The following is a 24,625-nucleotide window of genomic DNA, read 5'->3' as shown; positions in this document are numbered from 1 at the left end:
GCTATTTAAGCGACTTTTTCTTGTTTTCTATGTTAGTAAAATACGGGGAGTTACCTCACCCTGATGAAGGTTTGCAAAAACTACATTTAGATGGATAATAGTGGTACAAGATTAGAGAGGAGTGATGTCTTATGAGAAGACATTTAAACGATAACAGGGCAGATCAAAATGGGGGGAACACGTTTTAAGTAGCCCTATAACCAGCGTGAATCCCCAAATGGTGAGGGGAAGATAATATGGATCAAAATCCGATTACTTTCAAGATGGATTATGTATCTTTTGAACTTCAAGAAGAGCATGATTTCACATGGCTGCAATCGCTTGGCACCGTTTTTAGCGTGTTTGACCAGCAGGATTCGGGTAACATTAGTTTTGGGATTGAGAATAACGGCAAGAAGCAATTTGTTAAATATGCGGGTTGCAGACCCATGGCTTTCTCGGGTAATCCCGAAGATGCAATTTCCAGATTAAAGAGTGCCATGCCGCTGTACAAAATCTTGGCTCACCCCAATCTCATTGAACTTAAAGATCATTTTGAAACGAGAAATGGCTATGCTGCCATTTTTGAATGGTTTACTGGTGAATGCCTGCATTCACACTGGTTATTTGCAGGTGAAGCGAAACATAGTCACCCTGAGTCGCCTTTTTATAAATATAAACAATTATCTATTGAGCAAAGGCTGCATTCACTGGATAAGATATTTGAGTTTCATCAACACGTGGAGTCCAAAGGATACGTTGCTGTTGACTTTTATGACGGTAGTATTCTGTATGATTTTACAACGGATGAAACGAAGATCTGTGATATTGACTTCTACAGAGCCGCTCCTTCTGTCAATGACATGGGAGAGAGCTTTTGGGGAACAGCACGCTCAAAGGCACCGGAAGAGTTCACATGGGGTGCGCCTATTGATGCGAGAACGAATGTGTTCACCATGGGAGCCATTGCATTCGGGTTGCTGGGTGGTGAGATGGATCATTCATTTGCAAAATGGGAAGCAAACAGATCACTATACGAAGTCGCTCTACGAGCGGTTAGTCAGGATCGTGATCAACGATACAGAAATGTTCATGAATTTTTCATAGCTTGGAAATCAGCTGAAAACTAGATTCTGGACCTATAGGAGCTTCAAAGTCATGTCCTGTTTCTTCGAACTAGGTATGTGTATGTACACAGGGATATGAACAATTGGACATTACCAGATTAAAAGTCACCTGACGAAAAGTCGCTATTTTTTTAATTTCATGGGCTGATTTCTTACTCCTGAAAGGAGTTTAGGAACGTAAATCCTTTGCTATTCTACGTTGTTCATACTCCGTTCATATTGTATTCATTCAGAGGACAACTTGGTTGATTAGACTTGCATCAGTAGACCGGAAGGCCATTGTACAGATGACAAGAGGAGCTGAAAGAGATTGACACAACAAGTAGCAAGGGAAGTAAGAAAACGTACATTATTCAAGAAAGTGTTACATATTTTACTTAAAATCATCGCTGCAATCATTATAGCCATCCTGCTTTTTGTAGCCAGCGTGTATACGTTTAACAAGGTTAGCCGTTATTCAGAACAAAAAAGAACGGAACCTTACGGTCAGCTTGTATCTGTGGATGGGAAGCAGATGAATGTTTCGATTCAAGGGAAAGGCGAAGAGACGGTCGTGTTGTTACCCGGTTATGGAACTGCGGCACCTGCCCTTGATTTTAAACCACTAATTACAGAACTATCCCCATTTTACAAAGTCGTCGTCGTTGAGCCTTTTGGTTACGGATTGAGCGATCAGACTGAGAAGGAGCGCAGCACTGCAAATATCGTAAGTGAAATTCATGAAGCATTACAAAGCCTCCATATTGACCGGTACATTCTCATGGGGCATTCCATATCAGGGATCTATAGTCTGGATTATGTGAACCAATATCCGGACGAGGTGAGAGCATTTATCGGGCTGGATAGCAGTGTTCCAACGCTGAAAGAAGAACAGACCATTGATTCATCGGTGACCACTCCGATTAAATGGTTTCGTAACCTGGGCTTCCACCGCATACAGTTAAAACTAAGCACGGACCCTTATGAAGGACTGCCATATGATCAACAAACCAAAGAGCAAATAGACATCTTCATACGTAAAAACATGTATAACAACACGCAGTTGAACGAGGCAGAGCACATGTATGCCAACTTTACTGAAGCCGAGAAGCTATCGTTCCCTCAAAACTTACCGGTTCTCCTCTTTGTTCAAGCGAATAACGCCGCAACGGATCAATGGGTTCCCGAACATGAGAAGCAAATAAAGGATTCTACACATGCAGAAATGCTCCTAATGGATGCGGGACATTACTTGTATCGTTCCCATCCCCAAGAAATCTCTGAAAAAATCAAGGAGTTTACGAGAGAATTAAAATAATGGAGTGAAGTCCTGTAGGAACCGGTAAGAGGGGAGGGATGGAAGTTACGAAGCGGTCATAATAAAAGTAGTCGTAGGACAACAAGAAGCGAGCTCGTGCTATCAGTGCACGGCTCGCTTCTTGTTGATTACACCTTTCCATAACGAGAAGGGGTAAATGGCTGCCTATTCGCCTTGCTCTCTGGAGTTATGGCTTAGCGTGGAGGAATCAAATGTAGAAATCGTGATCATTAAAGGTACCGTTTCGTAAACTTCCGGTTAGGTTAGAGGTCAAACTTCACACCGGTTAATTTCTCACTAAGCTGCCACAATCGTTGTGCTGAGTCAGAGTCAATGGCCCAAGGCAGTACACCTGGCATATCCTGCACAGTAGGTACGGCTCTGGCAATGTTCACATCTAAACAGTAAACACCACCTTGACCTTCCAGCGTCGGACTTGTGGCACACCATACACTCGTTGCTGCTCCTTGCTCTTCTGTCTTGAGGTCCATTCCAAAGTCCAAATTATTCAATTCTTCCTCGGACAGGAAGCGTGACAAATCGGTATAGATTGCACCTGGATGGACAGCGAATGCCCGAATACCATATTTATACCCGAATTCATCTAATGAAACGGCAAAAAGGGAGTTTGCAGATTTGGACTGTCCGTAAGCTCTCCATTTCTCATATGGCTCTTGTTCGAAATTCGGGTCTTCAAAGTTAACTCCTCCGAACACAATGCCTGAAGAGGATACCGTAACGACTCTAGCGCTTCGTGCTTGTTTAAGGGCAGGCCACAAACGCGCAGTGAGCTGGAAATGTCCTAGATGATTTGTAGCGAATTGGGATTCGTACCCACGGAAATCCCGGGTCAGAGGAGGAACCATGATACCAGCATTGTTAATAAGAATATCAAGTGGGCGTTGCGAATCCAGGAAGCGCTTGGCGAAGGCATCAATGGAAGCGGGGTCCATGAGATCAAGCTCTTCTATCTCAACATGAGGGATATCGGCTAGAGCCGTACGAGCCTTCTCTATAGTCCGTGCAGGTATAATGACTGTAGCACCGGCTTCTGCCAAAGCACGTGTGGTCTCCAGTCCAATACCAGAGTATCCACCAGTTACAATACAAATTTTATCGCTTAGATTGATTTCTTGGAGCGTTTCTTTTGCTGTGGAATGTTTTCCATAACCTGATGTAATGGGCTCCTGAGGAGTGCGACGATAAGTTTTGTTTGAGTGCATGTGTAATTCTCCTTTACGTGATGTGTACATAACATACATCTTAAAGTTAACTTTAAGTCAAGCATCCTCACTCGGGAAGGTTCTTCTTCGAAATCAAATCATCATAGAATCCAATTTTCTGATTGATGCGTTCTAGATTGGATTGGATTTGGTCGATCTGGTGCTCTACACTTTTTTTGTGTTTGATTAAAATATCTCTTCGGTCTTCAAGCATAGTTTCCACATGATAGCCTAAGTTCATATAGGCCTTCAGGTCTTCAATGCTCATTCCCGTTTCCTTTAAGCAGAGGAGAAATTTCATAAGCAGTAGATGCTCTTCCCTGTAAACTCGTCTTCCAGCATCATTACGTTCAATTTCGGGGAGAATCCCCTCTTTTTCGTAATATCTGAGAGTCGAAGCAATGATATTCAATATAGATTGCATTTCACTTATGGTATACACGTGCTTCACCTCACAAACTTGTACTCCGCTTATTATTATAGTTGCCACGTGGCTCTTCATATAAATATATCAAGTTAATCGTAGACTAACAAAATAATCGTTTGCCCGAAAGCAGGGAGATAACTCCTTTACTGAAATTATTAGATCATAGACTTAAGATGATAACTGTTATACATAGTTTTGTCTTTTGAGATTTTCTGTATTTGGCTTAGCCTGCTTGGGGGATTTGGTTACTATGAGCACTTGTCTAGATGACGATAGGCTATATATTGGTTAGTTTACCTAGTCCCAGTTTTCAACCACCGCATTTCTTAGGCATAAGGAGGTGTGTTGAAGTTGACCTTTTCATTGGACCTCAATCAGATTACTCGCATAAAAGAAAACTCCTTGCGACAGCAACCGAAAAAGGCAAGCTATCGCTTACTGTAGTAGGGATGCATGTTCTAAAAAATATAATAAGAAGAAGAGCAGAAGTGCAAAAGAGGATGTAGAAGTTGGAGAGGATCACAGAGATATAGAGGAATAAAAGGAGATAAAGAAGCAACCGGGAGTGTCGGTCCAGCCGGTGCGCAAGGAGTTACCGGAACAACGGGCGCGACTGGAGTTGCTGGCGCCGATTCGCCGTTTATTGAAACTCTCAAAATAGGAGACATCGATACATTAATCCCTTTTAATGCTGGGAGCGGAAATAATCAGGCCATTGGGGCACTTGCTTTTGATGGTCAAGACTCCTCTTTCAGGTAATATAGTTTATTACTTAGCTGTTTATAACCAAATTAACGGTTCGTCCATAGGTGGCCGTACTACAGGAACTGGGACTGTAGATGATGCTATTCCAATCAATTTTAAAGTTCAAAATCTTACAAGTTTGCGGTTGGGGATCAATCGTATTGAATATCATTTCTTTTGATAAGAAAAGAAAGCCGCAATGGAGCAGCTTGTCAGTCGGCAGGTGCTCCATTGTCTTTGTTTACCGGGGAGCCTTTAAAAAGAATTTTCCAAGGATTCAATCTCCGCAAGTACGGGCTTCAACAGATCTCTTGCTGTGGGGTGAAGTGGCTGTAAGGGAAGAGGGAGGCCAGGGCCTGAAGTCAAACCAATAATTTCTGCAGCTGCAGCAGCGACTCGAAGACTCCCATATTGCCGGAATAGCTTCCAGATCGGTTCGAGCAGAACCGAGTAATCATCTGCCTCCACAGCTCGGTCTTCCAGAGCAAACTGAGTCATTCTCAAGCATAGCTTGGGAAATAAGCCACCCAAAACGGAGTACCATACTTCACAACCTGCCTTTAGGCCTGTAACTGCAAATGGGTCTCCGCTTACTCCGATCGTAACATGGGATGGAATAAGTTCACGAAGTTTGTTCACCCTTTCCTTTGCTTTTTCTGAATCACTGGGAACGCCCGGAATTTTAATGGATTGTACACGGGGGAGTCCCGCAATTCGTGCATGTAGTTCATCCGTAAAATGAAAATGGGTAGTAACTGGATTGTCATACACACATAGTGGAACAGAGAGTGAGGCCGTAACGTGTTCATACAAGGAGTAGACTTCTTCCTCCGTCAATGTCTGATACGAAACAGGAGCAAGCAGGACTGCCTGAGCGCCTGCTCGTTGTGCATCTTCTGCTAACTGAAGCACATCTGCGGTGCGTATTGCACTAATGCTTGTCATCACAGGAATGCTATCCGCAGCACCAACAGCAAGCTGCAAGACCCGAAAACGTTCCGAGCGGTTCAAGTAAGCATAGTTTCCTGTGGATCCTAGAGCTCCGATAGAGGAGACTCCGGCAGTAACCAAGCGCTCAATTAGATTCACCAATTCTTTCTCGTTAATTTGATGTTCATTCATAGGGGTCAGGGGAAAAGCAGCTAGTCCATGAAACATTCATTTCACTCCTCAAAGTTGTAAATATCGAATTACATCAAATTATGAGCCAAATTGGATGATTCAACAGAGCCAATTTGCATAAAGTTTATTGGGCCAATTTAGACTGGAGAGTAGATAAGCTCCTGGCTTTACATATGGACTACCATTTTTAGTTCTGAAGGAGATAGGCTCGTTCACTTTGCAATGGTAAAATAGCTAAAAAGCTCCAGGGCTTTCGCATTTTTCAGCAAAATCAATAGAATAGGGTTCATCACGAAATAACGTAAACTGGGGGTTCTCATGTATAAACTGATGATTGTGGACGACGAATTGTTAATGCGCGTTGGAATTCGTTCCATGCTGAACTGGGAGGAGTTTGACTTTTGTGTTGTTGGTGAAGCAGGAAACGGTAAGGAAGGTCTGGAGCTCGCACTCGAAGCTTCTCCAGATCTGATCATTACGGATATCAAGATGCCCATTATGGATGGTCTGAAGCTTATAAAAGAAGCGTCTTTCGTACTGAAAAATTGCAAGTATGTCATTCTGAGTAATTTTGATGAACTCCATTATGTGAAGGAAGCATTAAAGCTGGGTGCTGTAGATTATTTGATCAAAAGTGAAATTACAGAAACATCCCTGATCGAACTCCTTACGAAAATCAGGCAAAAACTGCAAAGCGAACAGAACAGTCTGACAAATGTACCATTTGTGCAGCATGATTATTCGAAGAGTTTAAGACATCTCAAGGATAGTTTCTTCCAGGATATTGTAAGCGGATTCATAAGTGAGAAAGATATGATTACCAAAGCCGAAGAGCTGCATTTTCGCATAAGGTCTGACAGGCTTGTGGTGATCAAGTTTGTCGTGAACTATTACGAGCAAGTGAAGAGGAAATATATTGAGAAAGGAGAGAAGCTGCTCCGTTTTTCGATCGTGAATATTATGGAAGAGATCATTCCATCCAAGTGGAACAAGGAGATTTTAGTTGAAAGTTCATCCGAATATTGGGTTATCGTCAATCTCCCTTCTGGCAGTGGGTCCAGCCAGGTCGACATTAATAAACTGTGCAATAAGCTTCTATCCTCGATCAAGGATTTTATGAATCTATCGCTAACCGCTGGTGTAAGTACAACGGTTTCCGGATTTCGCTTTCTTAGGAAGGCATGTCAAGAGGCGGAATCCGCACTAAGGGAGAGTTTTTTCACAGGCAGCAACCAGGTCTTGTTTTACGAGAATCTGGCTCAAGCTCCGGCACGATACGAAATTAATGGGATACTGAGTCCGCAGCAACAAAAAGACATTCATAAGTTGTGGGTAAGCAAGGACGTCAAAGAGGCGGAGAAGTTTCTTGAAATGGTGCGATCGGATCTGGAAGCAAAGCGGGGGGATGAGAACAGTATTCGTAAGCAATATATCACGGTAATGGAAATGCTCCACTCCCATATGACACGCGATACTCGAGGCAGCAAGCCTTATTTAAAAGAAGAGTCGCCCTATGAAAGGGTTCTAAGAGGAGAATATTGGGAGGACATTCATCAGGAAATGCTGACTCATATCGCATATTGCTTCCAAGCCGATTCCCAAATCATGCAGGAGCTTACGTATGCAGATCTGGCCATTCAGATCATTGACAAGTATTATGCCGAGGACATTTCTTTGCAAAGCGTAGCTGGCCAGATCAATGTGAACCCGTCGTATCTCAGCAGATTGTTTAAGCAGGAGAAAGGAGAAAACTTTATCTCCTACTTGACACGGGTTCGAATCGAACATGCCAAGACTTATCTATTAAGCCGCGAATTAAAAGTATATGAGATCGCAGATACGGTGGGATACCACAATTACACGTATTTCAGTAAGATTTTCAAAAAGGTAGTAGGTGTAACTCCAGAGGAATACCGTGAGCTAGAGATGGAGTCCAGGTTATCCCGTGAATAGAGGTGCAGCATATGAAGCGTGCAGGGCTCTTCCGTATCAAGTACAAAATTTTGGTGATTTGTATGACAGTGATCATCCTTCCGGTATTCGTGATGACCATCAATTCATATTACTCTTCTGAACGCTTGTTGGCACAGAATTATACCAAGCTGCTGAGCGATCTGGCCAAGCAGACCAATATTCGCATTGACGAGTTTCTCAAAGAAATCGAGAAAATCTCGCTGCTGGCCAGCAATGGTCTTAACGACAGTTTGTCTGCGACACATGATGGAAGCTTTCCGATACAGGATTTCCTGCGGGATGGTACGGAGCAGAATGAGATTGCGGCCTATAATCTTCTAATGAATTACATCATGATGAAGGATCGCGTATTTTCCATTTACCTCTATAACTTGAACGGAGGACAGGATCTGTTCGTTAGTCCACACCAGCCCATAGACCCCAACTTCAAGATGGCGAACGAATTATGGTTTAAAAAGTTTATGCATTCCAATGATCGAACGATTACGTTGACCACCAGGATTGATAAGCAATTGGAAAATAAAATTCTGGCCGTCTCACACGCACGCAAGATTCATGATGTGACCAATGGAAAACTGCTCGGAGTTATCGTGGTCAGCATCGATATTAGATTTATAGAGATCGTTAATCGCAACTTGCAGGAAGGGCTTCGCTCCAGATTTATGATCGTCGATGAGGATGACAAAATTGTATACAACGTAAATGACCAGCTGATAGGGACCTTGTTCCGTGACAACGTTCGTCCAGTAGAATCATTGAATATTGTCGTAACCAGCCCACTTAGTCAGCAAAAGTGGACCACTTATTTATATATGCCTTTGGATGAGCTGACTGCGGATGGCAAAATACTAGGTCGTAATCTCATCATGCTGGCTATCGTCATGTCACTGTTTGCTGCCATTATTTCGATCTTTCTCTCGCATGTGATCACACGTCCTATTAAGAAACTTTTGCGTAATATCGCGCTGGTTGAAAAAGGACAGTTTGAACAGGTTGAAGAGGTTCGATCTCGAGACGAGATCGGACATTTGTCGGTTCGCTTCAATAAGATGTCGCATGAACTGAAACGTATGGTGGAGCGAATGCAAAAAGAAGAAATAGAGAAAGCCGCAGCCGAGATGCGAGCACTTCATGATCAGATCAACCCTCACTTTCTGTACAATACACTTGGATCCGTAAAATGGATTGCATCCATGCAGCAAGCAGATAAAATCGTGGAAATGACAGATGCACTCATATCGATGCTTCGCTATGCGACCAAGTCGGATGGAACTCTGGTAACCATTCGCGAGGAAGTGGATAATATCATGAATTACGCAACCATACAGAACGTCAGATATTACGGGTCTATTCAGATGAAATATGAGATTGAAAATGAGCTGCTGGATTATCTTATGCCCAAGATGATTCTACAGCCCATTATTGAAAATGCCATCTTTCACGGTTTAGCCGAAATCGAAGAAGACGGTGTAATTACGATTCGTATTCAGCCGCAGGGCGATAATATTTCAATAGAAGTCTGTGATAATGGTGTCGGTATGGAACATCATGCCATTCGGAGTTTTATGGAAGGAAGGGTCGATCCGGGCAATGGTTCTAATGGAATCGGGCTTCATAATGTGCAGCGGCGCATTCAACTGCATTTTGGCAAACCCTATGGAGTACGGGTAGAGAGTAAGGTGGGAGAAGGTACGATTTTCTCCATCCTGCTGCCTGCTATTGCGAGTGTACCTGATTAAAAAAAGGAGGCTTGCAGGTGATCCTGCAAGCCTCTTACGTTACCCTTTAACACTACCAAGTACCAAACCCTTCGTAAAATACTTCTGGAGAAACGGATAAACGAGCAAGATCGGAATGGCACCCAAAAACATCTGGGCGGCGCGTCCGGTTCTGGCATTCATCATGGAGAGCAGTTGAGTGTAATCGGAGCCTGATTTCAGCATGATTTGTTCAAAGCTCTGCAGGAGCGTCTGCAGATAGCTCTGTAACGGATAATTGGCCGGATTGTTCATATAGATAATACCGTCGAACCAGGAATTCCAATGGGCAACGATACTAAACAACCCGACCGTTGCGAGAGCAGGTTTAAGAAGGGGGAGCAAAATACGGACAAGGACTTGTAAAGGACCTGCACCATCGATAATCGCGGATTCTTCAATCTCTTCTGGCAATCCTCTGATAAAGTTCATGAGAATGACCATACTGAAGACTGGTAGAGCGCCAGGTAATATCAGTGACCAGATCGAATCGATCAGTCCCATTTTGACCACCACGAGATATGTTGGGATTAATCCTCCGTTGAATAACATGGTCACGATGAAAAATCCCATATATACATTACGTCCCATCAATTTTTGCTTCGTTTTTGAGAGCGGATACGCTGTAAGCACAATCAGGACAAGATTAACGAGTGTTCCGAGCAGTGTACGTTTGACGGCTACCCAAAGGGAAGAATAAAATGCCCCGCCGGATAATGCAAATTCATACGCTTTTGTCGTAAATTCTACGGGCCAGAAGGTGACACTGCCTGCAGACACTGCCGCACTGCTGCTAAATGAAACGGCCAGCAGGTTGATAAATGGCAGAATGCATAGTAGAGAGATGATCATTAATATGGTGTAGTTTATGATATGAAACAGACGTCTACCTATACTATTATCGTTGATCATAGTGATAGTCCTCCTTAGAAGATGCGATAGCCTGCTACCCTATACGCCAGGAAATAAGATAGGGCCATCAGTATCGTGGAAATGATGGATTTGAATAATCCGACAGCGGTACCGATGGAATATTGCGCCTGTTGAATCCCTAAACGATACACATAGGTATCAATAATATCGCCTGTTTGATAAACGACAGGGGAGTACAGGTTATAAATTTGATCAAAACCGGCATTTAGTACATTTCCAAGCGATAATACGGTCATCAGCACAATAGTAGGCATAAGAAGCGGCAGAGTAATATATATGGTCTGCTTCCACCGTTTGGCTCCATCAATCACAGCGGCTTCATATAGCCCGGGATCAATACTTGTCAGGGCTGCCAGATAAACAACGGTACCAAAGCCAAAGCCCTTCCAGATATCACTTATAATCATGGTCCACGGAAAAATGGATGGTGTGCCTAGAAATGAGATTTTCTCTATCCCGAATACCCCTAAAAACGAATTAACGATGCCGTCGGCGCTAAGAATATCGAGCATAATTCCAGCCATGATGACCCAAGAGAGGAAGTTGGGGATATAAACAAGGGTTTGGAACGTGCGTTTGACTGCGCTTCTTACGACCTCGTTTAGCAGTAAGGCGAAGATAACAGGCACAATAATGCCGCCTATAATCTTGAAGACAGACATATACAGTGTGTTCCAGATCGTCCTAACGAAATTGGGCTGATTAAACACGTGCGTGAAATTGTCCCATCCTACCCATGGAGAATTGAACCCCAGCCCCGGATTGTATTTCTGAAAGGCAATAACGAGTCCGTAGAATGGGATGTAACTGAAGATGAAAACCAAAATTAGGCTAGGTATCAACATTAAATGGTAGGGACTCTGCTGCTTTAATTTTCTCAGCATTCATTTTCCTCCGTTCACGGTAATAAGATCGAATCTCCGGCAAAATAAAAGGGGAGAGAAGTTAAAATTCCTCATCCCCGCTACCAAACCTATTTATTTCCCGTAAGCTTCATTGACTGCGCGAGTCGCTTCATCCCCGCCGGCAGCTCTCCAGTTCTGAACAATCACATCGAAGTAATCGATACTTTCCGTACCCATAATGATCTTGGTGAATCCTTCGGTCAGAATATCATCCAGAGTTGTGCCGTAGCTCGCCAGCGCTTCTGGGGTTACTCCCCATAAACCTGTCTTGACATAGTTCTCGCTATCGAGCACTTTTTTTGCAAGACCATAAGCATTCTTAGGAGCCCCTTGCTGTAAATAGTCACCGACTGCTCCTGGCGTTGCATTTTCCATGAATTCAACACTGTTGTTATATTTTTGCCACATTCCCGAAGTGGTGAGCCCGCTGGTGTCCTTGGACTGAAGCGCAGCGGATACCGCCTCAAACTGCTCATAGTCGGAGTTCGGATTAAGTACACGGAAAGCTCCAACCACGTGAGCGATATCGTTGTCCAGTAAGGCGGATAACGTTTCTTTCGATTCCTTGCCTTGGCCTTCATCAACGATATAAGCATAGTCGTTCAGGATTTTAATGACTTCTTCAGCATGTTCAAATCCCTTTTTCATGACAATATAGTTGCCGTTCGCGAAAGAGATCGATTGTTTCGCTTCCTTACCGTCGATTGTGGGGATGATATACGGATAGAAGATAGCGTCCTTGCCCAAATTGGCTACCGTATCAACTCCAGGGTTATAGCCCCACCATTGATAGTAAGGCTGCATGCCCACTTTGCCGGCGACAATATCGGCATTCATGGCATTAAAGTCTTTGATCGCGAATTCCGGATCAATGATGCCAAGCTTATACCATTCGGCCCATTCAGCCAGTGCTGCTTTCATCTCCGGTTGAATTGAGCCATATACGAGCTCTCCGCTGCTATCCTCGATCCAAATATCCGGATGGGCGTTCCATGCGATGGCGAGCAGATTCAGATAATCCAGCGATTGATCTACCGCCATGCCATAACCACCGTGCTTCTCCATAAATTTCAGTGCGATATTCTTGATGTCTGCCACGGATTTGGGATCTTCGAGCCCCAGTTCTTCCTTCCAGTCGTTCCTGATCCAGACGAAGTCCGGTTGATCAATTAAACCCCAGTGCATTTGGGGTATCCCGTACAATTGGCCGTCCTTTTTACCCGATTCGAAGCTGTCTGCATCCGCTTTCATATATCCTTTGAGGCGGTCGGAGGCGTACTGATCAAATGCATCTGTAAGATCCATGACCATATCTGCTTCAATTAACTGTCGTAATTGTGAAGGGTTCACCCGAAAGACGTCAGGAAGATCGTTCGATGATATGGCCAGATTCAGTTTGGTCTCGTATTCATCACTAACCCAGTCTGTTTTTACATCAATATTAAGTTTCTCTTTGTATCTCCTGATCCACACATTGTTGGTGATATCGTCACCCTTGGGGTATTTGGCCGAGGTGTATTCAGAGGTTACCGTGTGAATAGTTACCGTTCCAGCCTCGTTGGTTTCTGAGTCGTTGTTCGTTGGACTTTTCCCGGCGCTGCCATCACTCGTGCACGCAGCCAGTAATAAGGATGAGATGCATAATGACAACATGACCAATTTGCTTTTCTTGTTCATTTCTTTGCCCCCTTATTAGCAATATTTCGCAAATCTATTCTTGAAAATATTGTAATCTAGAAAGGGATAACGCGATATCAAAGTTATTGACGAGAACGCGTTCGTTTTTTTACTTTTGAAGCTGATAGGAGAATGGAGAAGAAGGGAACGTGCACTTATTTTACTTATGCCTAAACCTTTTTTTACTCAGGAATTGGGTTTTGGTTTTTTCAATACGGAAGCAGAAGGAGTGCGCGATTCATATAAGTCAAAATCAAAGCAAATTCAATGATGTAAATCAGCTGATCTCCCGGGCTTACACCCAACCCAAATCGTAACGCTGGGCATAAAGTGGTGTTAGGTCAATTACCTATAAGGAGTGAATCTGTAAATATGGCATACCCACAATCCATTTTTCCCTATCCTGCTAATCCCTTGGGACTTCAAAATTGCATTAATCGTTTCACGTATATGTGGCTTAGGAATGGAGACAACTTTTGGTTTTTCTTGACAGCGGTCGGTGAATTCAGAGCCTATGGCTACAGATTTTTTGGCGGGAGATGGAATCAGTATTCAATTGGATTGAGTGAGATTCGTTCCTACAATTGTTCTCCGGTCCCAACGTTATATTGAAATAGAAGCAACGGAGCTGCCGTTTATATGGGCGGCTTTTTTTGTGTTGTTTGTGGTTAAAGGTTATGTCAAACGAATAGTAAATGATTAAAAACCGTTAATCTAAAATGGTTTACGGTTTTATTTTACTTGGTTTAATGCATGAAGGGTGGCTAACGAATAACAGTTCGTACAACGATTGAATCATGAACGTTCAAATATAGCTTGACCTAAAGTTAACTCTAAGAGCTATACTATCTAAAGGTTTAAAGTAATGTTTAGAGAGAGGTATGGATCAATGATTAAAAGCAACAAATGGAATGTTGCAGGCTTGGCCTTATTATTGGGTTTATTTTCAACCTTGGGCCCATTCACGATCGACATGTATTTACCAGCATTCCCTGAGATTGCAGCAACGTTCAACACGAACGCTTCATTTGTTCAGTTCAGTCTTACTGCTTGCTTACTAGGGCTGGGTGCGGGACAACTAGTCATGGGACCACTGAGCGATGCTTATGGAAGACGTACACCGTTACTGATCGCCATGGCCGCCTATATCATTTGTTCATTGGCGTGCGCTTACGCTCCGAATATTGGTCTTTTGATTTTGTTTCGCTTCACTCAAGGTTTCTCGGCTTCAGCAGGGATCGTTATTTCCCGCGCGATAGCTCGCGACCTTTACAGTGGACATGAGCTTACCAAGTTTTTCTCCTTATTACTGCTCGTAGGAAATTTGGGGCCTTTGGCAGCACCGATCGCAGGCAGTGGCGTTCTTTCATTTACGACATGGATTGGTGTGTTCATTTCACTCTCCGTTCTGGGAGTTTTCTTATGGGCAATGACCAAATGGCGTCTGAAAGAGACGAATCCGCCGGAACGACGCGTTGCTCCTAACTTCAAACTTCAGTTGCGAAACTATGGACAGCTTCTACGAGACCGGAAGTTCGTAGGTTACATGCTGGCACAGGGAATTATGACGGCTGGAGTTTTTGCATATGTAGCAGGCACACCTTTTATCTATCAAAATATATATGGAGTCACGCCGACGGTTTTTGCTATATTATTTGCTTCCAACGGGATCAGCCTGATTATCGGCTCTCAGCTTGTAGGCCGGTTGGCACAGCGAATCTCTGAGCAGACGCTCTTATTATCGGGACTATGGCTTGCGCTAGTGGCAAGTATTGCTGCCTTGATGGTGACTCTGGCTCATGGCCCTCTGTTTGCTCTGGTTATACCGCTGTTCTTCTTTGTATGTTCTATCGGGATTACGTCAACAGCAGCATTTCCACTAGCCATGGAGAGTCAAGCCAAAAGTGCCGGAAGTGCCGCAGCATTACTTGGGGTTGTTCCCTTCTTGCTTGGCGCGTTGGTCGCTCCGTTGGTGGGGATTGCCGGTGAAGACACGGCTGTTCCATTGGGCCTTACTTTGTTAGGGACGAGTATTGTTGCGATTATCACTTACTTCGTACTCGTTAGAAAGGTACCCGATCATACTCAAGAGGTTCAGTCCGATCTTAACATGTAGTTATACGAGTCCTAAAACAATGTACTTCGAAAAGTCGCTAATACCATTTAGCGGCTTTTTTTATATATATAGGGACCAGATCCCAAATTTGATGCAGGAATAAAAACGTGTACGAATAGCTATACCTCTAAAGAAACGTACTCCAATAAATAATCAGAGAATTGAAAATTCATCTATAAGCATAAAGTAAGGTAATTATATTGTTCGTGGCTTTTACTACAACACAGTATGTAAAACTGCAGCCAAGCATCAAGCTCGACTGCGGGTAACAATATAATAATGCAGTTTATGAAATGATCTGCAATAGTTGCCTCAGGAAATTAAAAAAACATAATTACACTGAGAAATAAAAACTTAAGTTGATTTTGCACCTCTCAGAAAGATACCTACTAACCTTTGGCCCAGTGCAAGATTAGATTCATACTTTTGCGTGGTGTTCTCCCGATTCCCCATTAACATCAGGGTCGAAAAAGTCTCAGCTAAGAACATGGGATCGTCTTCGCGGAGAGTTTGCTCGTCCATGGCCAATTGGAAATGGGTCGCCAATACCTCATGAATTCGAGCCTCGGCTTCTCTAATTTCCTGAATTTGATTTTTCTCAAGAAAAGGCTCAGCTTCTCTAATCATGGTTTCAACCTCTGCATGCGGGTTTGCCAGCCTGGCCTCGGCCAACCGTATAAGTCCATCCTCCAGATGTTCAGCATGATCAAGAAAGTCAGAAGTTACTCGGCGTACATTCTGGAACATGGTTATCATAGCTACCTTAAAAAGTTCAGGCTTGCTAGCAAAGTGATAGTATATGGTCGGCTTAGACACATTGCATCGTTTTCCAATTTGTTGGAGCGTGACAGTTTCGTAGCCGTATTCCATGAACAATTTGGAAGCCGTTAAAATGATCGTTTGCTGCACGGAAATTTGGGTATCCGCTTGCTTGGGTCTTCCGGGTAAACGTTTGGGTGATTTATCTGGCATTGCACACTCTCCTCCATGAATATTTTATGACAAACCTCGTTCATAAGCAAAATCAACTTGTAATTATACTTACCGGTAAGTATAATTTATATGAAACTAAAACGAGTAATGAATAAAGGTGGAATGAAGTTGAAGACAGCAAAACGCAGTAACAAGTGGAAAAAGGTACTCATTTGGTCTTGTCTATCCGTAATTATAGTTGTGATTGGACTTTTCGTTTATCTCCAATCCGTCACGTATAGTCCGTCGGAAAGAGCCGTAGCAGCCATGAACCCGGATAGTCAGGTTAGCATTAATAAGATCAAAAATGGCTTTCGGTTTGAACCGGAGGGTACAGAGATCGTGGAACCCAACATCATTTTCTATCCGGGAGGTCTAGTGGAACCAACCAGTTACGCTCCGTTTGCCAGAAAGTTAGCAGAAGAAGGACATAGAGTTTATATTGCGGATATGCCTTTCAATTTGGCCATGTTTGGGGGAAACAAGGCGGATTCTTTTATTGAGGAACATCCTGACGAAGCATTTGTAATTGGTGGACATTCGTTAGGAGGCGTCTTTGCATCACGGTATGCTGCGCAGCATACAGACACGCTAGAAGGTGTCTTTTACTTAGCGTCCTACGCCGATGAGAGTGGAAGCTTAAAGGATACAGACTTGTCCGCATTACAGATCACAGGTACAGATGATGGAGTACTGAATTTCGAACGATGGGAAGAATCCAAAATAAATCTTCCGCAAAACACGACATATTTAAGTATCAAAGGCGGTAATCATGGACAGTTCGGTTCGTACGGGGAACAAAAAGGAGATCATGCACCAGCAATCACGGAGCAACAGCAATTGGAGGAAGTAGTAGCTGGACTCGAAGGATGGTTTAACTTGATAAATCGCTAATATCTAGTTGTGAATCTTCAATTCTTGATTTGAAACTATTTATAATTACCTTCGTATGTACTATGATACATAGAAGGGAAAATAAGGAATCGACTCAAGGAGGAAGATGGTTGAAAAAGAGCACAAAATGGGTTTTATGGATTTTGGGATTCATGCTGGGCGCAATATTTATTAATTTTTTCATGAATTTATTCAGTTTCGCTTATGCCTTGATTACTGTACTATTACTTGCCTTAATGGGATGGGGATTCGTAATAAAATTGAAGAATGATGTTCGTCAGTACGAAGATCATTATCGAAGAGAGTCGCATTCGGAGATAAACGATATTGAAAGGTACACAAGGTAGATCATATCACATGCCTCACAGAAAACAGCCGCCTATTTCAAGGCGGCTTTTCTTTTGCGATTAAATGAAAGTCAAAGTCTTTACCAGTGAGATTAAGTGATCCTGATCGGCCCACAAGATGAAATAGGAATACGTACTTCCTTGAATCACAACAGGAGTAGGGTATTTGACAATAAGTGCCGCCTGATTTCTCATTTCTACGGGTTGGTCTTCAGAAGGGAATATGAAACAGGCTTCCTGTGCTTGAACCAATGCCGGGAAGATTCGAGGATTGGTTCCATAGGGTTGCAGGACATGGAAGGCTTCCGCTCTACATACTGCGTGAAGCTCCTCTTCCGAAGATATGGCCGATATTTGAAAAAATCCGTCCCATCCTTCGAATCGTTCTTCGGTTACTTTGCGCCAGTTTTGCGGATAATAGAAGGATACCTTGTATACCTGGTTTAGGTATAATTTATAGGAATCATGTTCATCGAATTGTGGTGACCAGGCTAGAGATGTAATCCACTTGGCTTCAACAATTTTAGTCGGATGATTAGGGTGATCTAAATCAATAACCCAAATTTCGTCTGCTCGTTCTTGATTGCTGCATCCTGATAAGTATGCAAGTCGTTTCCCGTCCGGAGACCAACTAAGCGGGGTGGAGAAACAGGTGGAGACCGCCCATGTTTTTTGCTGCCCGCCAGCTCGGCTGTCAGTCTGGATGAATGAAACGTATTGATTGTTCACAATATCTGTGGCGCTGTATGCGACTGTCGTAGAGTCTGGAGACCATTCGGGAAAATAGTTCTTGGCCTGAGGTCCACCTTGGAGTTGGGTGCTTACTCCTGTTGATAAATTCACGGTAGTGATTAAGGAAATGCTGGCCCCTGGGGATGTATACAGAGCAAACTCTCCATTCGGAGATATTCTGACATTGTGGAGTGGCCCCTCCGTATTACGCGTTAATTGCTGTTTGTTCATGCCATCCCGGTTGATCTTATATAATTGAGTGATGCCTGCTTCATCCGGTGCTGCATACAGGAAAGCTTCTCCAGAGGGAAACCATTGAACATCGGTGACTCCATATTGAACGATCGAGCCGCTGATATGCGTGTAGATATTGTAGATTACAATCCGATGGTCCTTTACATAAGTCAAGTAATGACTATCCGGTGACCAGCTCAGTAAAGTATAAGGTTCAATCTGATCAATCTGTGCCCATGTTCTGCTGTTAAGATTCAATACCATCACAGTATTATTCTTGCCGATAAAGGCGATATGCTGAAGATCTGGGGACCAATATGGAATTGAATATTCTTCACCAAGATTCTGGGTTAGCTTCATGGTCCGACCTGTTAATACGTGATATAGCCAAATGTCGTACGAACCACCCCCAACATTAGAATTAAAAAGGATTGCTTCACGATCAGTACGATTCATATGCCAATCCGTCCTTCCATTCGAATTCCTACAATATATTCAAGAATGGAAAATGGGCGAATTATTTATTATCGTACCTTATGTTATAAAGCTTGAGGACATAAATACAGATAACAGGCACATGGCATATCAATGGCCTTCTCAATGTATGATCACAAAATAAAGGCATCGTTCTGATAAGAACGTGCCTTTATTACTTGGTTACGTAATTACGATTTACATGAACATATCCATAATAAGAACACCTGCAAGTCCCACAAGTGAGATTATCGTGACCATGACCGACCAGGTTTTTATCGTTTTACCGATACTAAGATTGAAGTACTCCTTGTAGATCCAGAATCCTGCATCATTGACATGAGAGAAGGTGACGCTACCGGCACCCGCTGCGAGAACCATCAATTCGGGACTTACGCCCGTTGCAGCAACCAGAGGTGCGGCTATACCAGCTGCTGTCATACCGGCTACGGTTGCAGAACCGACAGCAATTCTTAAGATTGCTGCGATCAGCCAGGTTAACAGGAGTGGAGAAAGGGTCGAGCCTGACATGAGATCAGAAATATATTGGTCAATATGACTGTCGATCAAAACCTGCTTAAATGCACCACCACCAGCGATGATTAAAAGGATCATTCCGATCCCGCTTACAGAATCGCTCAGTGAGGTCATAATCTCAGGCATTTTTTTGCCCAGATTTAACCCGAAAGTAAAGATAGCCACAACAACTGAAATTAACAGAGCCACGTTTGCATTACCGATAAAGTCCGTTACTGGCGAAATTGCTGATTCAGGAGCAAAAATCTCAACAATGGTTTGAAGTGCGATCAAAATGACCGGTAGAAGAGCTGTAAAAAGACTGATTCCGAATTTAGGAAGTTCTTCTTCTTTGAATTCCTTCGGATTAAATAGACCTTTAGGGATATCAATCTGCAATGCTTCTTTTTTAAACAGCTTGGTGTAAACAGGACCCGCAAGGATAAAGGCAGGGATCGCAATAATTATACCCAGGATCATCGTTAATCCGATATTGGCTCCAAAAACGTTAGCAACCGCTGTTGGTCCAGGATGCGGAGGCACGAATCCGTGCATGGTGATCAGCGCAGCAATAACGGGCATTCCCAGATACAGAACTGGCACACGTGCAGCTCTCGCGATGGTAAATACCAATGGAATTAATACCACCACCCCTGTTTCGAAGAATAAAGCGATTCCAACAATAGCTGCCGTAATAACTGCCGCTAGCTGAGTCCGTTTTTGACCGAATGCACCGATCATGGTTGTCGCAATACGCTGCGCACCACCGGAATCAGTCATTAGTTTCCCGAGGATACCTCCGAAAATAATAATCATCGTTAAATGTCCGAGCGTTCCACCCAGACCGGATTCGATGGATTCGACAGCTTGAATCGGTGTCATTCCTTCCAGTACGCCAACCGCCAGGGATACAATAATGAGTGATATGAAAGCGTTTAACTTAAAAGCCATCATTAATATGAGCAGTAAAATGACCCCAATGGTAACAGAGATAATTGGCATGTATTTGTCCTCTTTTCTATATTGGCTTGATCAAAGAGACCACAATGTAAGGAGTGCACGATTGATTTTTGTTATATTTATTCATCAGTGTTACTCCTTACAGTCTGGCCATACTAAACTGAATTAGAATGATTTCGAACTCAACATTTCAACGACTTCTTTCAAATCCGTTTTGGTCCCGACGTTACCAGGGAAGATGACATAGGAAATCCCCGGGAATTTACTTTCACTGCCTGTTGTCCACACGGGGATACCTGGACGAATCTGTCCAGCAACGGTAGCTCGTTTTACTTCAAGGCCGTTTGTTCCAATATCGCTCGAGGTAATTCCACCTTTAGCAATGATATACGATGGTCTTACTTCCAAGCGTTTGACAATACTCGTGACGGCATCCGAAATTTTGACGGAAAGTTTTAATTCCTCTTCTTTTCTGTCTTCTCCAAGATCCAAGCGTTCTCTTCGGGTATAGACAGCCACATGTTTACCTTGAAGAATGAATTGGTTGGTAGTCTCCACAACTCTATTAAGCTCGTTCTCGAATTGATCGGGCTCCAGAACAAGATGAACATTAAATTCAACAAATTCTACTGCACCGGACTTTTTCAGTTCTTCAAACTGTTCCGTTGTTTTCTTAACATGGGATCCGATGATGACTAATCCGCCATGATTTGTGTGATCACTCATCATCTCTTTACGAGTGAGCAGGCTTTTGTCACTGACGCCTCCCATGACCTTCGTAAGGGCAGCAGCACTTCTAAACATAAAGTGTTTACCTTTGTTGATGGCTCGAATTAAAGCAATGGTGAAGATCTGTACATCGGCATAGTCAACCGCATTCACAATAACTTTGTTAAAATCATCAACGTTCAACAGCTGCTGTTCAATCAGATCCATGTTCATGGCACGCAGACTTTCAAGCGAAATGTAAGTCATGTGTTCGGCTTTATACCGACCATTCGATTTTTCCTCAGCCCACTCACCTAGATGGGACTTGGTGTAACCAAAGGTGCGGTCCTTGGCGAATTCGGTTTCTCCAGCAGGAACCAGTTCCGTATCATATTGAACATAGTGAATATTATCAACTGTAAATCGTCCGCCTTCTTTGAAGAAAGGAAGGATGATCTCACCGTCAAATCGGATATCTGACTGGGCTTCAACGGTATCCTTCAATACTTCCGTTTCCAGCGGGTAGTGGCCTCTAAGTGTGGAATCTCCACGACTAATAATGGTGAACTCACGGTTGTTTTTCTTGGCAGCTGCTACGATATTTGCAGCAATTTCCTGGTGTGCTTTTGTCGTTTCCTCAGCTGTAAAGCCACGTGAGTTGGTGAGAACAAAGAACATCGAATTCTCTTCCTTAAAACCACTGTCGATGCTTTCCAACGACCAATCCGTATAGACCGATACACCATGCACCGTTTGTACGCCAGTTGGATCATCATCGAGCACGATAATTTTGTGGGTAAAGCGTTGAAGCTCTTTATCGATCATTTCATGGACAAGGCTGGTATCTACAGAAGGAATGTTGCTGAACACTTCTTCAACAGACCGGTTAGTTGTTTTCATGGTTAAGACCCCTAACTTCGACATTTGCTAATTTTTCATAGTACTGTACGATCCCACCGTGGTCGTCCATTAATTTCCCGTCAACTTTTAGGGCATGGAATATTTCCAACAGGTGACTGGAAAGGGGAAGAGGTACGCCAATCTCGTGAGCTGTATCCATGACATTCGTAATATCTTTCATATTGATCGCAATCGTGCCTCCTGGGGCAAAGTTTCTGTCCAGAATGAGCGGAACTTTGGCATCCAGAACAGCACTGCCTGCTAATCCGCCTCGTATTGCCTGATACATTTTCTCAATATCGATGCCCGCTTTGGCAGCCAGGACAAGGGCTTCGGACATCGCAGCAATATTCAAGTTAACAATGATTTGGTTCGCGAGCTTCGCTGTAACTCCGCATCCGCTATCTCCAACTAGGGTGACAGCCGTTCCCAAGTCAAACAATACGGACTTGGCTTGTTCGAATACGTTTTCTTTACCGCCCACCATAATGGCTAATGTGCCATCAATCGCTTTAGGTTCTCCGCCGCTAACGGGTGCATCCAAGAAGCCGACGCCTTTTTTCGCTGCTTCTTCAGCAAGTGCAATGGAAACAGCAGGAGTTATGGAACTCATATCGATAATAATCGAGCCTTCTTTGGCTCCGGATAAAATGCCCTGTTCCCCCAAAACAACAGCTTGCACATGTTGGGATGCAGGGAGCATCGTGATGATGATTTCACAGTTTTCAGCGACTTCTCTAGGTGAGGAAGCTGCAGCTGCACCTGATTCTACCAATATTTGAACCGCTTCCTGATTCAGATCATTAACGGTTAGTTCGTGTCCTTTTTTTCTGAGGTTTAGAGCCATCGGTTTCCCCATGATGCCGAGTCCAATAAAGCCAACTTTTTTTGCCATGATGTTTTCCTCCTAATAACTTTTCTAAGAAAGGCTTATATGCCTATGAATTGGATGCTGTACACAGATTAGATTCAAACAACGTTGAAGTGAACTTGAGTTACGGAATATAAAATGATTGCTTCAGCAACCGCTTACATCGTTGTTTGCGTTTTCATTGTATACTAAAAATTAAAAATTGTATACATTTAAATATAAAAATGTATACAATTAATGAATTAACGTATACTTTTAATGCTTGGCATCGTTTATTGGAATGATTTTATGAACATAATTTGGTACTATATTTATGATGAGAAATGAAACTGAGGTGAAGTTAGTGCATGACAATAATAGCTCACGACCGGCGTATCATCAGTGTTACGAAATTCTCCGCGACAAGATCTTAAACGGTGAGCTTCCTAGCGGTACAAAGATCGTTGAAGAGAAACTAGCGGCAGAGCTTGGAGTTAGCAGAACGCCCATAAGGGATTCTATACGAAAACTGGAGAACGAAGGATTAATTGTTCAAAAGAAAGTGGTTAAGCCAACGGAAAAGGACTTACGTAATTTGTTCAATGTTCGGATATTATTGGAAGGGTATTCAGCTAAATGCGCGGCGAATTTCCTGAAAGACAACGAGATTGAGGAACTGTACAAGTATGTGGAAATCGGGAGATCGGGGACCAAGGATGAGATTATGTCCGCGAATGAAAGCTTCCATAATGACATTGTAAAAGCGAGTAATAATCCGCTCATGATCGATATTATAGACCGGATGCAGGCTATTATTTATCTGTTCAGGAAAACCGTTGTCATCTACAATCGTCCTCATCTGATTGATGAGCATGAAGAAATTTACAATGCAATCAAGTCCAGAGACGGCGAGAAAGCCGAAGAGTTGATGAAAAAGCACCTGGAAAACGACCTGAACTTTTATCTCCATGTCATGAGTGATCAGTAAGAGGCAAGAGGGTAAGAGTGAAGAGGGTAAGAGTGAAGAGGTATAACGAAAACGCCGGTGACCTTCAGAAGGTTACCGGCGTTTTTCTATTAGCGTTTCGGCATTTTGCTCTCATCCATGTAGAGCAGGTTCCACCGATGACCATCCAGGTCTGTAAATCCTGCACCGTACATCCAGCCTTCATGTTCACTTGGTTTGCCAAAGATGCTTCCTCCGGCAAATTCAACCTTCTGAATAAAAGCATCGACTTCTTCTCTGCTATCAGCACCAATTGAGAATATGACTTCTGCACTATGAGAAGTATCTGTGATGGTTGAGCCTGTAAATTTTTCAAACGCCGCATCCGGGAACAGCAGAATGGTGGTTTGCCCGATGGTAAGCTTGGCTCTTTCGCTACCAACGCTCACCGCATGGAATCCAATCTCATTGAAAAAAGCAGTTGATTTCTCAACGTCTTTGACTGGCAGGTTAATCCAGATATCCTGTGACATGGCTGTAGCCTCCTGGAATATATTTCGAACTATACTTACTATACTCTACGGCTGCTTCCCAAGACAGCATGAATTGGAAGACTGTGGTAAAGTAAGGAGCGATCAATAAATTGGAGGAGGTTAGTAATCGTTTATGATAAAAGACTTACACCGAAAACGGGGTCCTATCACTCAAAGTAAAGGTCTAGTTCAGGTAGCTTTTTCGTTTTTTATTTCTGCGACCATCGGAATTATATATAGCTTTATGATTATTGACGAGACTATAGGTGGGTATATTC

Annotated in this window: 19 protein-coding genes; 7 read left to right on the top strand and 12 right to left on the bottom strand. The window is 43.2% G+C overall.

Annotation, left to right across the window (positions count from 1 at the left end; translation table 11 throughout):
• Window positions 1-236 precede the first annotated feature (236 nt).
• Complete coding sequence (locus AC3RCI_RS16575) at window positions 237-1,109, top strand: protein kinase family protein (protein WP_492525574.1); 873 nt, start codon at window positions 237-239, stop codon at window positions 1,107-1,109.
• Between the two features lie 307 nt (window positions 1,110-1,416).
• Window positions 1,417-2,403 (top strand): alpha/beta fold hydrolase, encoded by a 987-nt coding sequence (locus AC3RCI_RS16570; protein ID WP_492525572.1) that lies wholly within the window; start codon window positions 1,417-1,419, stop codon window positions 2,401-2,403.
• Between the two features lie 263 nt (window positions 2,404-2,666).
• On the opposite strand, the gene AC3RCI_RS16565 is transcribed toward AC3RCI_RS16570, so the two are convergent.
• From AC3RCI_RS16565 to AC3RCI_RS16555, 3 genes are all read right to left on the bottom strand, one after another.
• A complete protein-coding gene (locus AC3RCI_RS16565) occupies window positions 2,667-3,626 on the bottom strand; it encodes an SDR family NAD(P)-dependent oxidoreductase (protein WP_492525570.1) in 960 nt (319 codons plus the stop codon).
• Window positions 3,627-3,693: 67 nt separating this feature from the next.
• Window positions 3,694-4,068 carry a MerR family transcriptional regulator gene (locus tag AC3RCI_RS16560; protein ID WP_492525568.1) on the bottom strand — a complete coding sequence of 125 codons (375 nt, stop codon included), beginning with the start codon at window positions 4,066-4,068 and terminating at the stop codon, window positions 3,694-3,696.
• 984 nt (window positions 4,069-5,052) lie between these two features.
• A complete protein-coding gene (locus AC3RCI_RS16555) occupies window positions 5,053-5,955 on the bottom strand; it encodes a dihydrodipicolinate synthase family protein (protein ID WP_492525566.1) in 903 nt (300 codons plus the stop codon).
• 282 nt (window positions 5,956-6,237) lie between these two features.
• Here AC3RCI_RS16555 and AC3RCI_RS16550 point away from each other — a divergent pair, with 282 nt between their 5' ends.
• Together AC3RCI_RS16550 and AC3RCI_RS16545 are read left to right on the top strand one after the other, a co-directional pair.
• Complete coding sequence (locus AC3RCI_RS16550; RefSeq protein WP_492525564.1) at window positions 6,238-7,872, top strand: helix-turn-helix domain-containing protein; 1,635 nt, start codon at window positions 6,238-6,240, stop codon at window positions 7,870-7,872.
• Window positions 7,873-7,934: 62 nt separating this feature from the next.
• Window positions 7,935-9,632: a cache domain-containing sensor histidine kinase gene (locus AC3RCI_RS16545; protein ID WP_492525562.1), complete on the top strand. Its 1,698-nt coding sequence runs from the start codon at window positions 7,935-7,937 to the stop codon at window positions 9,630-9,632.
• 39 nt (window positions 9,633-9,671) lie between these two features.
• Here AC3RCI_RS16545 and AC3RCI_RS16540 read toward each other — a convergent pair whose 3' ends face one another.
• The 3 genes from AC3RCI_RS16540 to AC3RCI_RS16530 form a co-directional block, all read right to left on the bottom strand.
• Entirely contained in the window at window positions 9,672-10,562 is an 891-nt protein-coding gene (locus AC3RCI_RS16540) for an ABC transporter permease family protein (protein ID WP_154894006.1), read from the bottom strand.
• A gap of 14 nt (window positions 10,563-10,576) precedes the next feature.
• Complete coding sequence (locus AC3RCI_RS16535; RefSeq protein WP_154894007.1) at window positions 10,577-11,467, bottom strand: ABC transporter permease subunit; 891 nt, start codon at window positions 11,465-11,467, stop codon at window positions 10,577-10,579.
• 93 nt (window positions 11,468-11,560) lie between these two features.
• The gene (locus AC3RCI_RS16530) at window positions 11,561-13,165 is read right to left on the bottom strand and encodes a type 2 periplasmic-binding domain-containing protein (protein ID WP_336781789.1); all 1,605 of its coding nucleotides are present in this window, start codon (window positions 13,163-13,165) and stop codon (window positions 11,561-11,563) included.
• An 889-nt stretch (window positions 13,166-14,054) separates the two neighbouring features.
• On the opposite strand from AC3RCI_RS16530, the gene AC3RCI_RS16525 reads away from it, so the two are divergent.
• Window positions 14,055-15,281 carry a multidrug effflux MFS transporter gene (locus AC3RCI_RS16525; protein WP_492525560.1) on the top strand — a complete coding sequence of 409 codons (1,227 nt, stop codon included), beginning with the start codon at window positions 14,055-14,057 and terminating at the stop codon, window positions 15,279-15,281.
• A 354-nt stretch (window positions 15,282-15,635) separates the two neighbouring features.
• Here AC3RCI_RS16525 and AC3RCI_RS16520 read toward each other — a convergent pair whose 3' ends face one another.
• Complete coding sequence (locus tag AC3RCI_RS16520; RefSeq protein WP_336781787.1) at window positions 15,636-16,253, bottom strand: TetR/AcrR family transcriptional regulator; 618 nt, start codon at window positions 16,251-16,253, stop codon at window positions 15,636-15,638.
• Between the two features lie 123 nt (window positions 16,254-16,376).
• On the opposite strand from AC3RCI_RS16520, the gene AC3RCI_RS16515 reads away from it, so the two are divergent.
• A complete protein-coding gene (locus tag AC3RCI_RS16515) occupies window positions 16,377-17,147 on the top strand; it encodes an alpha/beta hydrolase (protein ID WP_492525558.1) in 771 nt (256 codons plus the stop codon).
• A gap of 407 nt (window positions 17,148-17,554) precedes the next feature.
• Here the strand turns inward: AC3RCI_RS16515 and AC3RCI_RS16510 are convergent, their stop codons facing one another.
• The 4 genes from AC3RCI_RS16510 to garR form a co-directional block, all read right to left on the bottom strand.
• Window positions 17,555-18,916 carry a TolB family protein gene (locus tag AC3RCI_RS16510; RefSeq protein ID WP_336781785.1) on the bottom strand — a complete coding sequence of 454 codons (1,362 nt, stop codon included), beginning with the start codon at window positions 18,914-18,916 and terminating at the stop codon, window positions 17,555-17,557.
• A 216-nt stretch (window positions 18,917-19,132) separates the two neighbouring features.
• The gene (locus tag AC3RCI_RS16505; protein ID WP_492525556.1) at window positions 19,133-20,452 is read right to left on the bottom strand and encodes a gluconate:H+ symporter; all 1,320 of its coding nucleotides are present in this window, start codon (window positions 20,450-20,452) and stop codon (window positions 19,133-19,135) included.
• 123 nt (window positions 20,453-20,575) lie between these two features.
• Window positions 20,576-22,018 (bottom strand): four-carbon acid sugar kinase family protein, encoded by a 1,443-nt coding sequence (locus AC3RCI_RS16500; RefSeq protein ID WP_492525554.1) that lies wholly within the window; start codon window positions 22,016-22,018, stop codon window positions 20,576-20,578.
• On the bottom strand, window positions 22,005-22,913 hold the full coding sequence (gene garR / locus AC3RCI_RS16495; protein WP_492525552.1) for a 2-hydroxy-3-oxopropionate reductase: 909 nt from the start codon (window positions 22,911-22,913) through the stop codon (window positions 22,005-22,007). Before garR ends, AC3RCI_RS16500 begins: the two co-directional genes overlap by 14 nt.
• A 292-nt stretch (window positions 22,914-23,205) precedes the next feature.
• Here garR and AC3RCI_RS16490 point away from each other — a divergent pair, with 292 nt between their 5' ends.
• Entirely contained in the window at window positions 23,206-23,856 is a 651-nt protein-coding gene (locus AC3RCI_RS16490) for a GntR family transcriptional regulator (protein WP_492529927.1), read from the top strand.
• An 89-nt stretch (window positions 23,857-23,945) separates the two neighbouring features.
• Here AC3RCI_RS16490 and AC3RCI_RS16485 read toward each other — a convergent pair whose 3' ends face one another.
• The gene (locus tag AC3RCI_RS16485; protein WP_492525550.1) at window positions 23,946-24,347 is read right to left on the bottom strand and encodes a VOC family protein; all 402 of its coding nucleotides are present in this window, start codon (window positions 24,345-24,347) and stop codon (window positions 23,946-23,948) included.
• Window positions 24,348-24,625: the final 278 nt, after the last annotated feature.

The sequence above is a fragment of the Paenibacillus sp. MT124 genome, from assembly GCF_058792755.1.
This window is presented reverse-complemented; position numbering and strand designations above follow the sequence as displayed.

Coding starts and splice junctions, on each gene's coding strand:
- AC3RCI_RS16575 (WP_492525574.1), top strand. CDS start 237: ATGGATCAAAATCCGATTACTTTCAAGATGGATTATGTATCTTTTGAA.
- AC3RCI_RS16550 (WP_492525564.1), top strand. CDS start 6,238: ATGTATAAACTGATGATTGTGGACGACGAATTGTTAATGCGCGTTGGA.
- AC3RCI_RS16545 (WP_492525562.1), top strand. CDS start 7,935: ATGACAGTGATCATCCTTCCGGTATTCGTGATGACCATCAATTCATAT.
- AC3RCI_RS16505 (WP_492525556.1), bottom strand. CDS start 20,452: ATGCCAATTATCTCTGTTACCATTGGGGTCATTTTACTGCTCATATTA.
- AC3RCI_RS16485 (WP_492525550.1), bottom strand. CDS start 24,347: ATGTCACAGGATATCTGGATTAACCTGCCAGTCAAAGACGTTGAGAAA.
- AC3RCI_RS16565 (WP_492525570.1), bottom strand. CDS start 3,626: ATGCACTCAAACAAAACTTATCGTCGCACTCCTCAGGAGCCCATTACA.
- AC3RCI_RS16525 (WP_492525560.1), top strand. CDS start 14,055: ATGATTAAAAGCAACAAATGGAATGTTGCAGGCTTGGCCTTATTATTG.
- AC3RCI_RS16500 (WP_492525554.1), bottom strand. CDS start 22,018: ATGAAAACAACTAACCGGTCTGTTGAAGAAGTGTTCAGCAACATTCCT.
- AC3RCI_RS16530 (WP_336781789.1), bottom strand. CDS start 13,165: ATGAACAAGAAAAGCAAATTGGTCATGTTGTCATTATGCATCTCATCC.
- AC3RCI_RS16520 (WP_336781787.1), bottom strand. CDS start 16,253: ATGCCAGATAAATCACCCAAACGTTTACCCGGAAGACCCAAGCAAGCG.
- garR (WP_492525552.1), bottom strand. CDS start 22,913: ATGGCAAAAAAAGTTGGCTTTATTGGACTCGGCATCATGGGGAAACCG.
- AC3RCI_RS16490 (WP_492529927.1), top strand. CDS start 23,206: ATGAGAAATGAAACTGAGGTGAAGTTAGTGCATGACAATAATAGCTCA.
- AC3RCI_RS16540 (WP_154894006.1), bottom strand. CDS start 10,562: ATGATCAACGATAATAGTATAGGTAGACGTCTGTTTCATATCATAAAC.
- AC3RCI_RS16515 (WP_492525558.1), top strand. CDS start 16,377: ATGAAGTTGAAGACAGCAAAACGCAGTAACAAGTGGAAAAAGGTACTC.
- AC3RCI_RS16510 (WP_336781785.1), bottom strand. CDS start 18,916: ATGAATCGTACTGATCGTGAAGCAATCCTTTTTAATTCTAATGTTGGG.
- AC3RCI_RS16535 (WP_154894007.1), bottom strand. CDS start 11,467: ATGCTGAGAAAATTAAAGCAGCAGAGTCCCTACCATTTAATGTTGATA.
- AC3RCI_RS16555 (WP_492525566.1), bottom strand. CDS start 5,955: ATGTTTCATGGACTAGCTGCTTTTCCCCTGACCCCTATGAATGAACAT.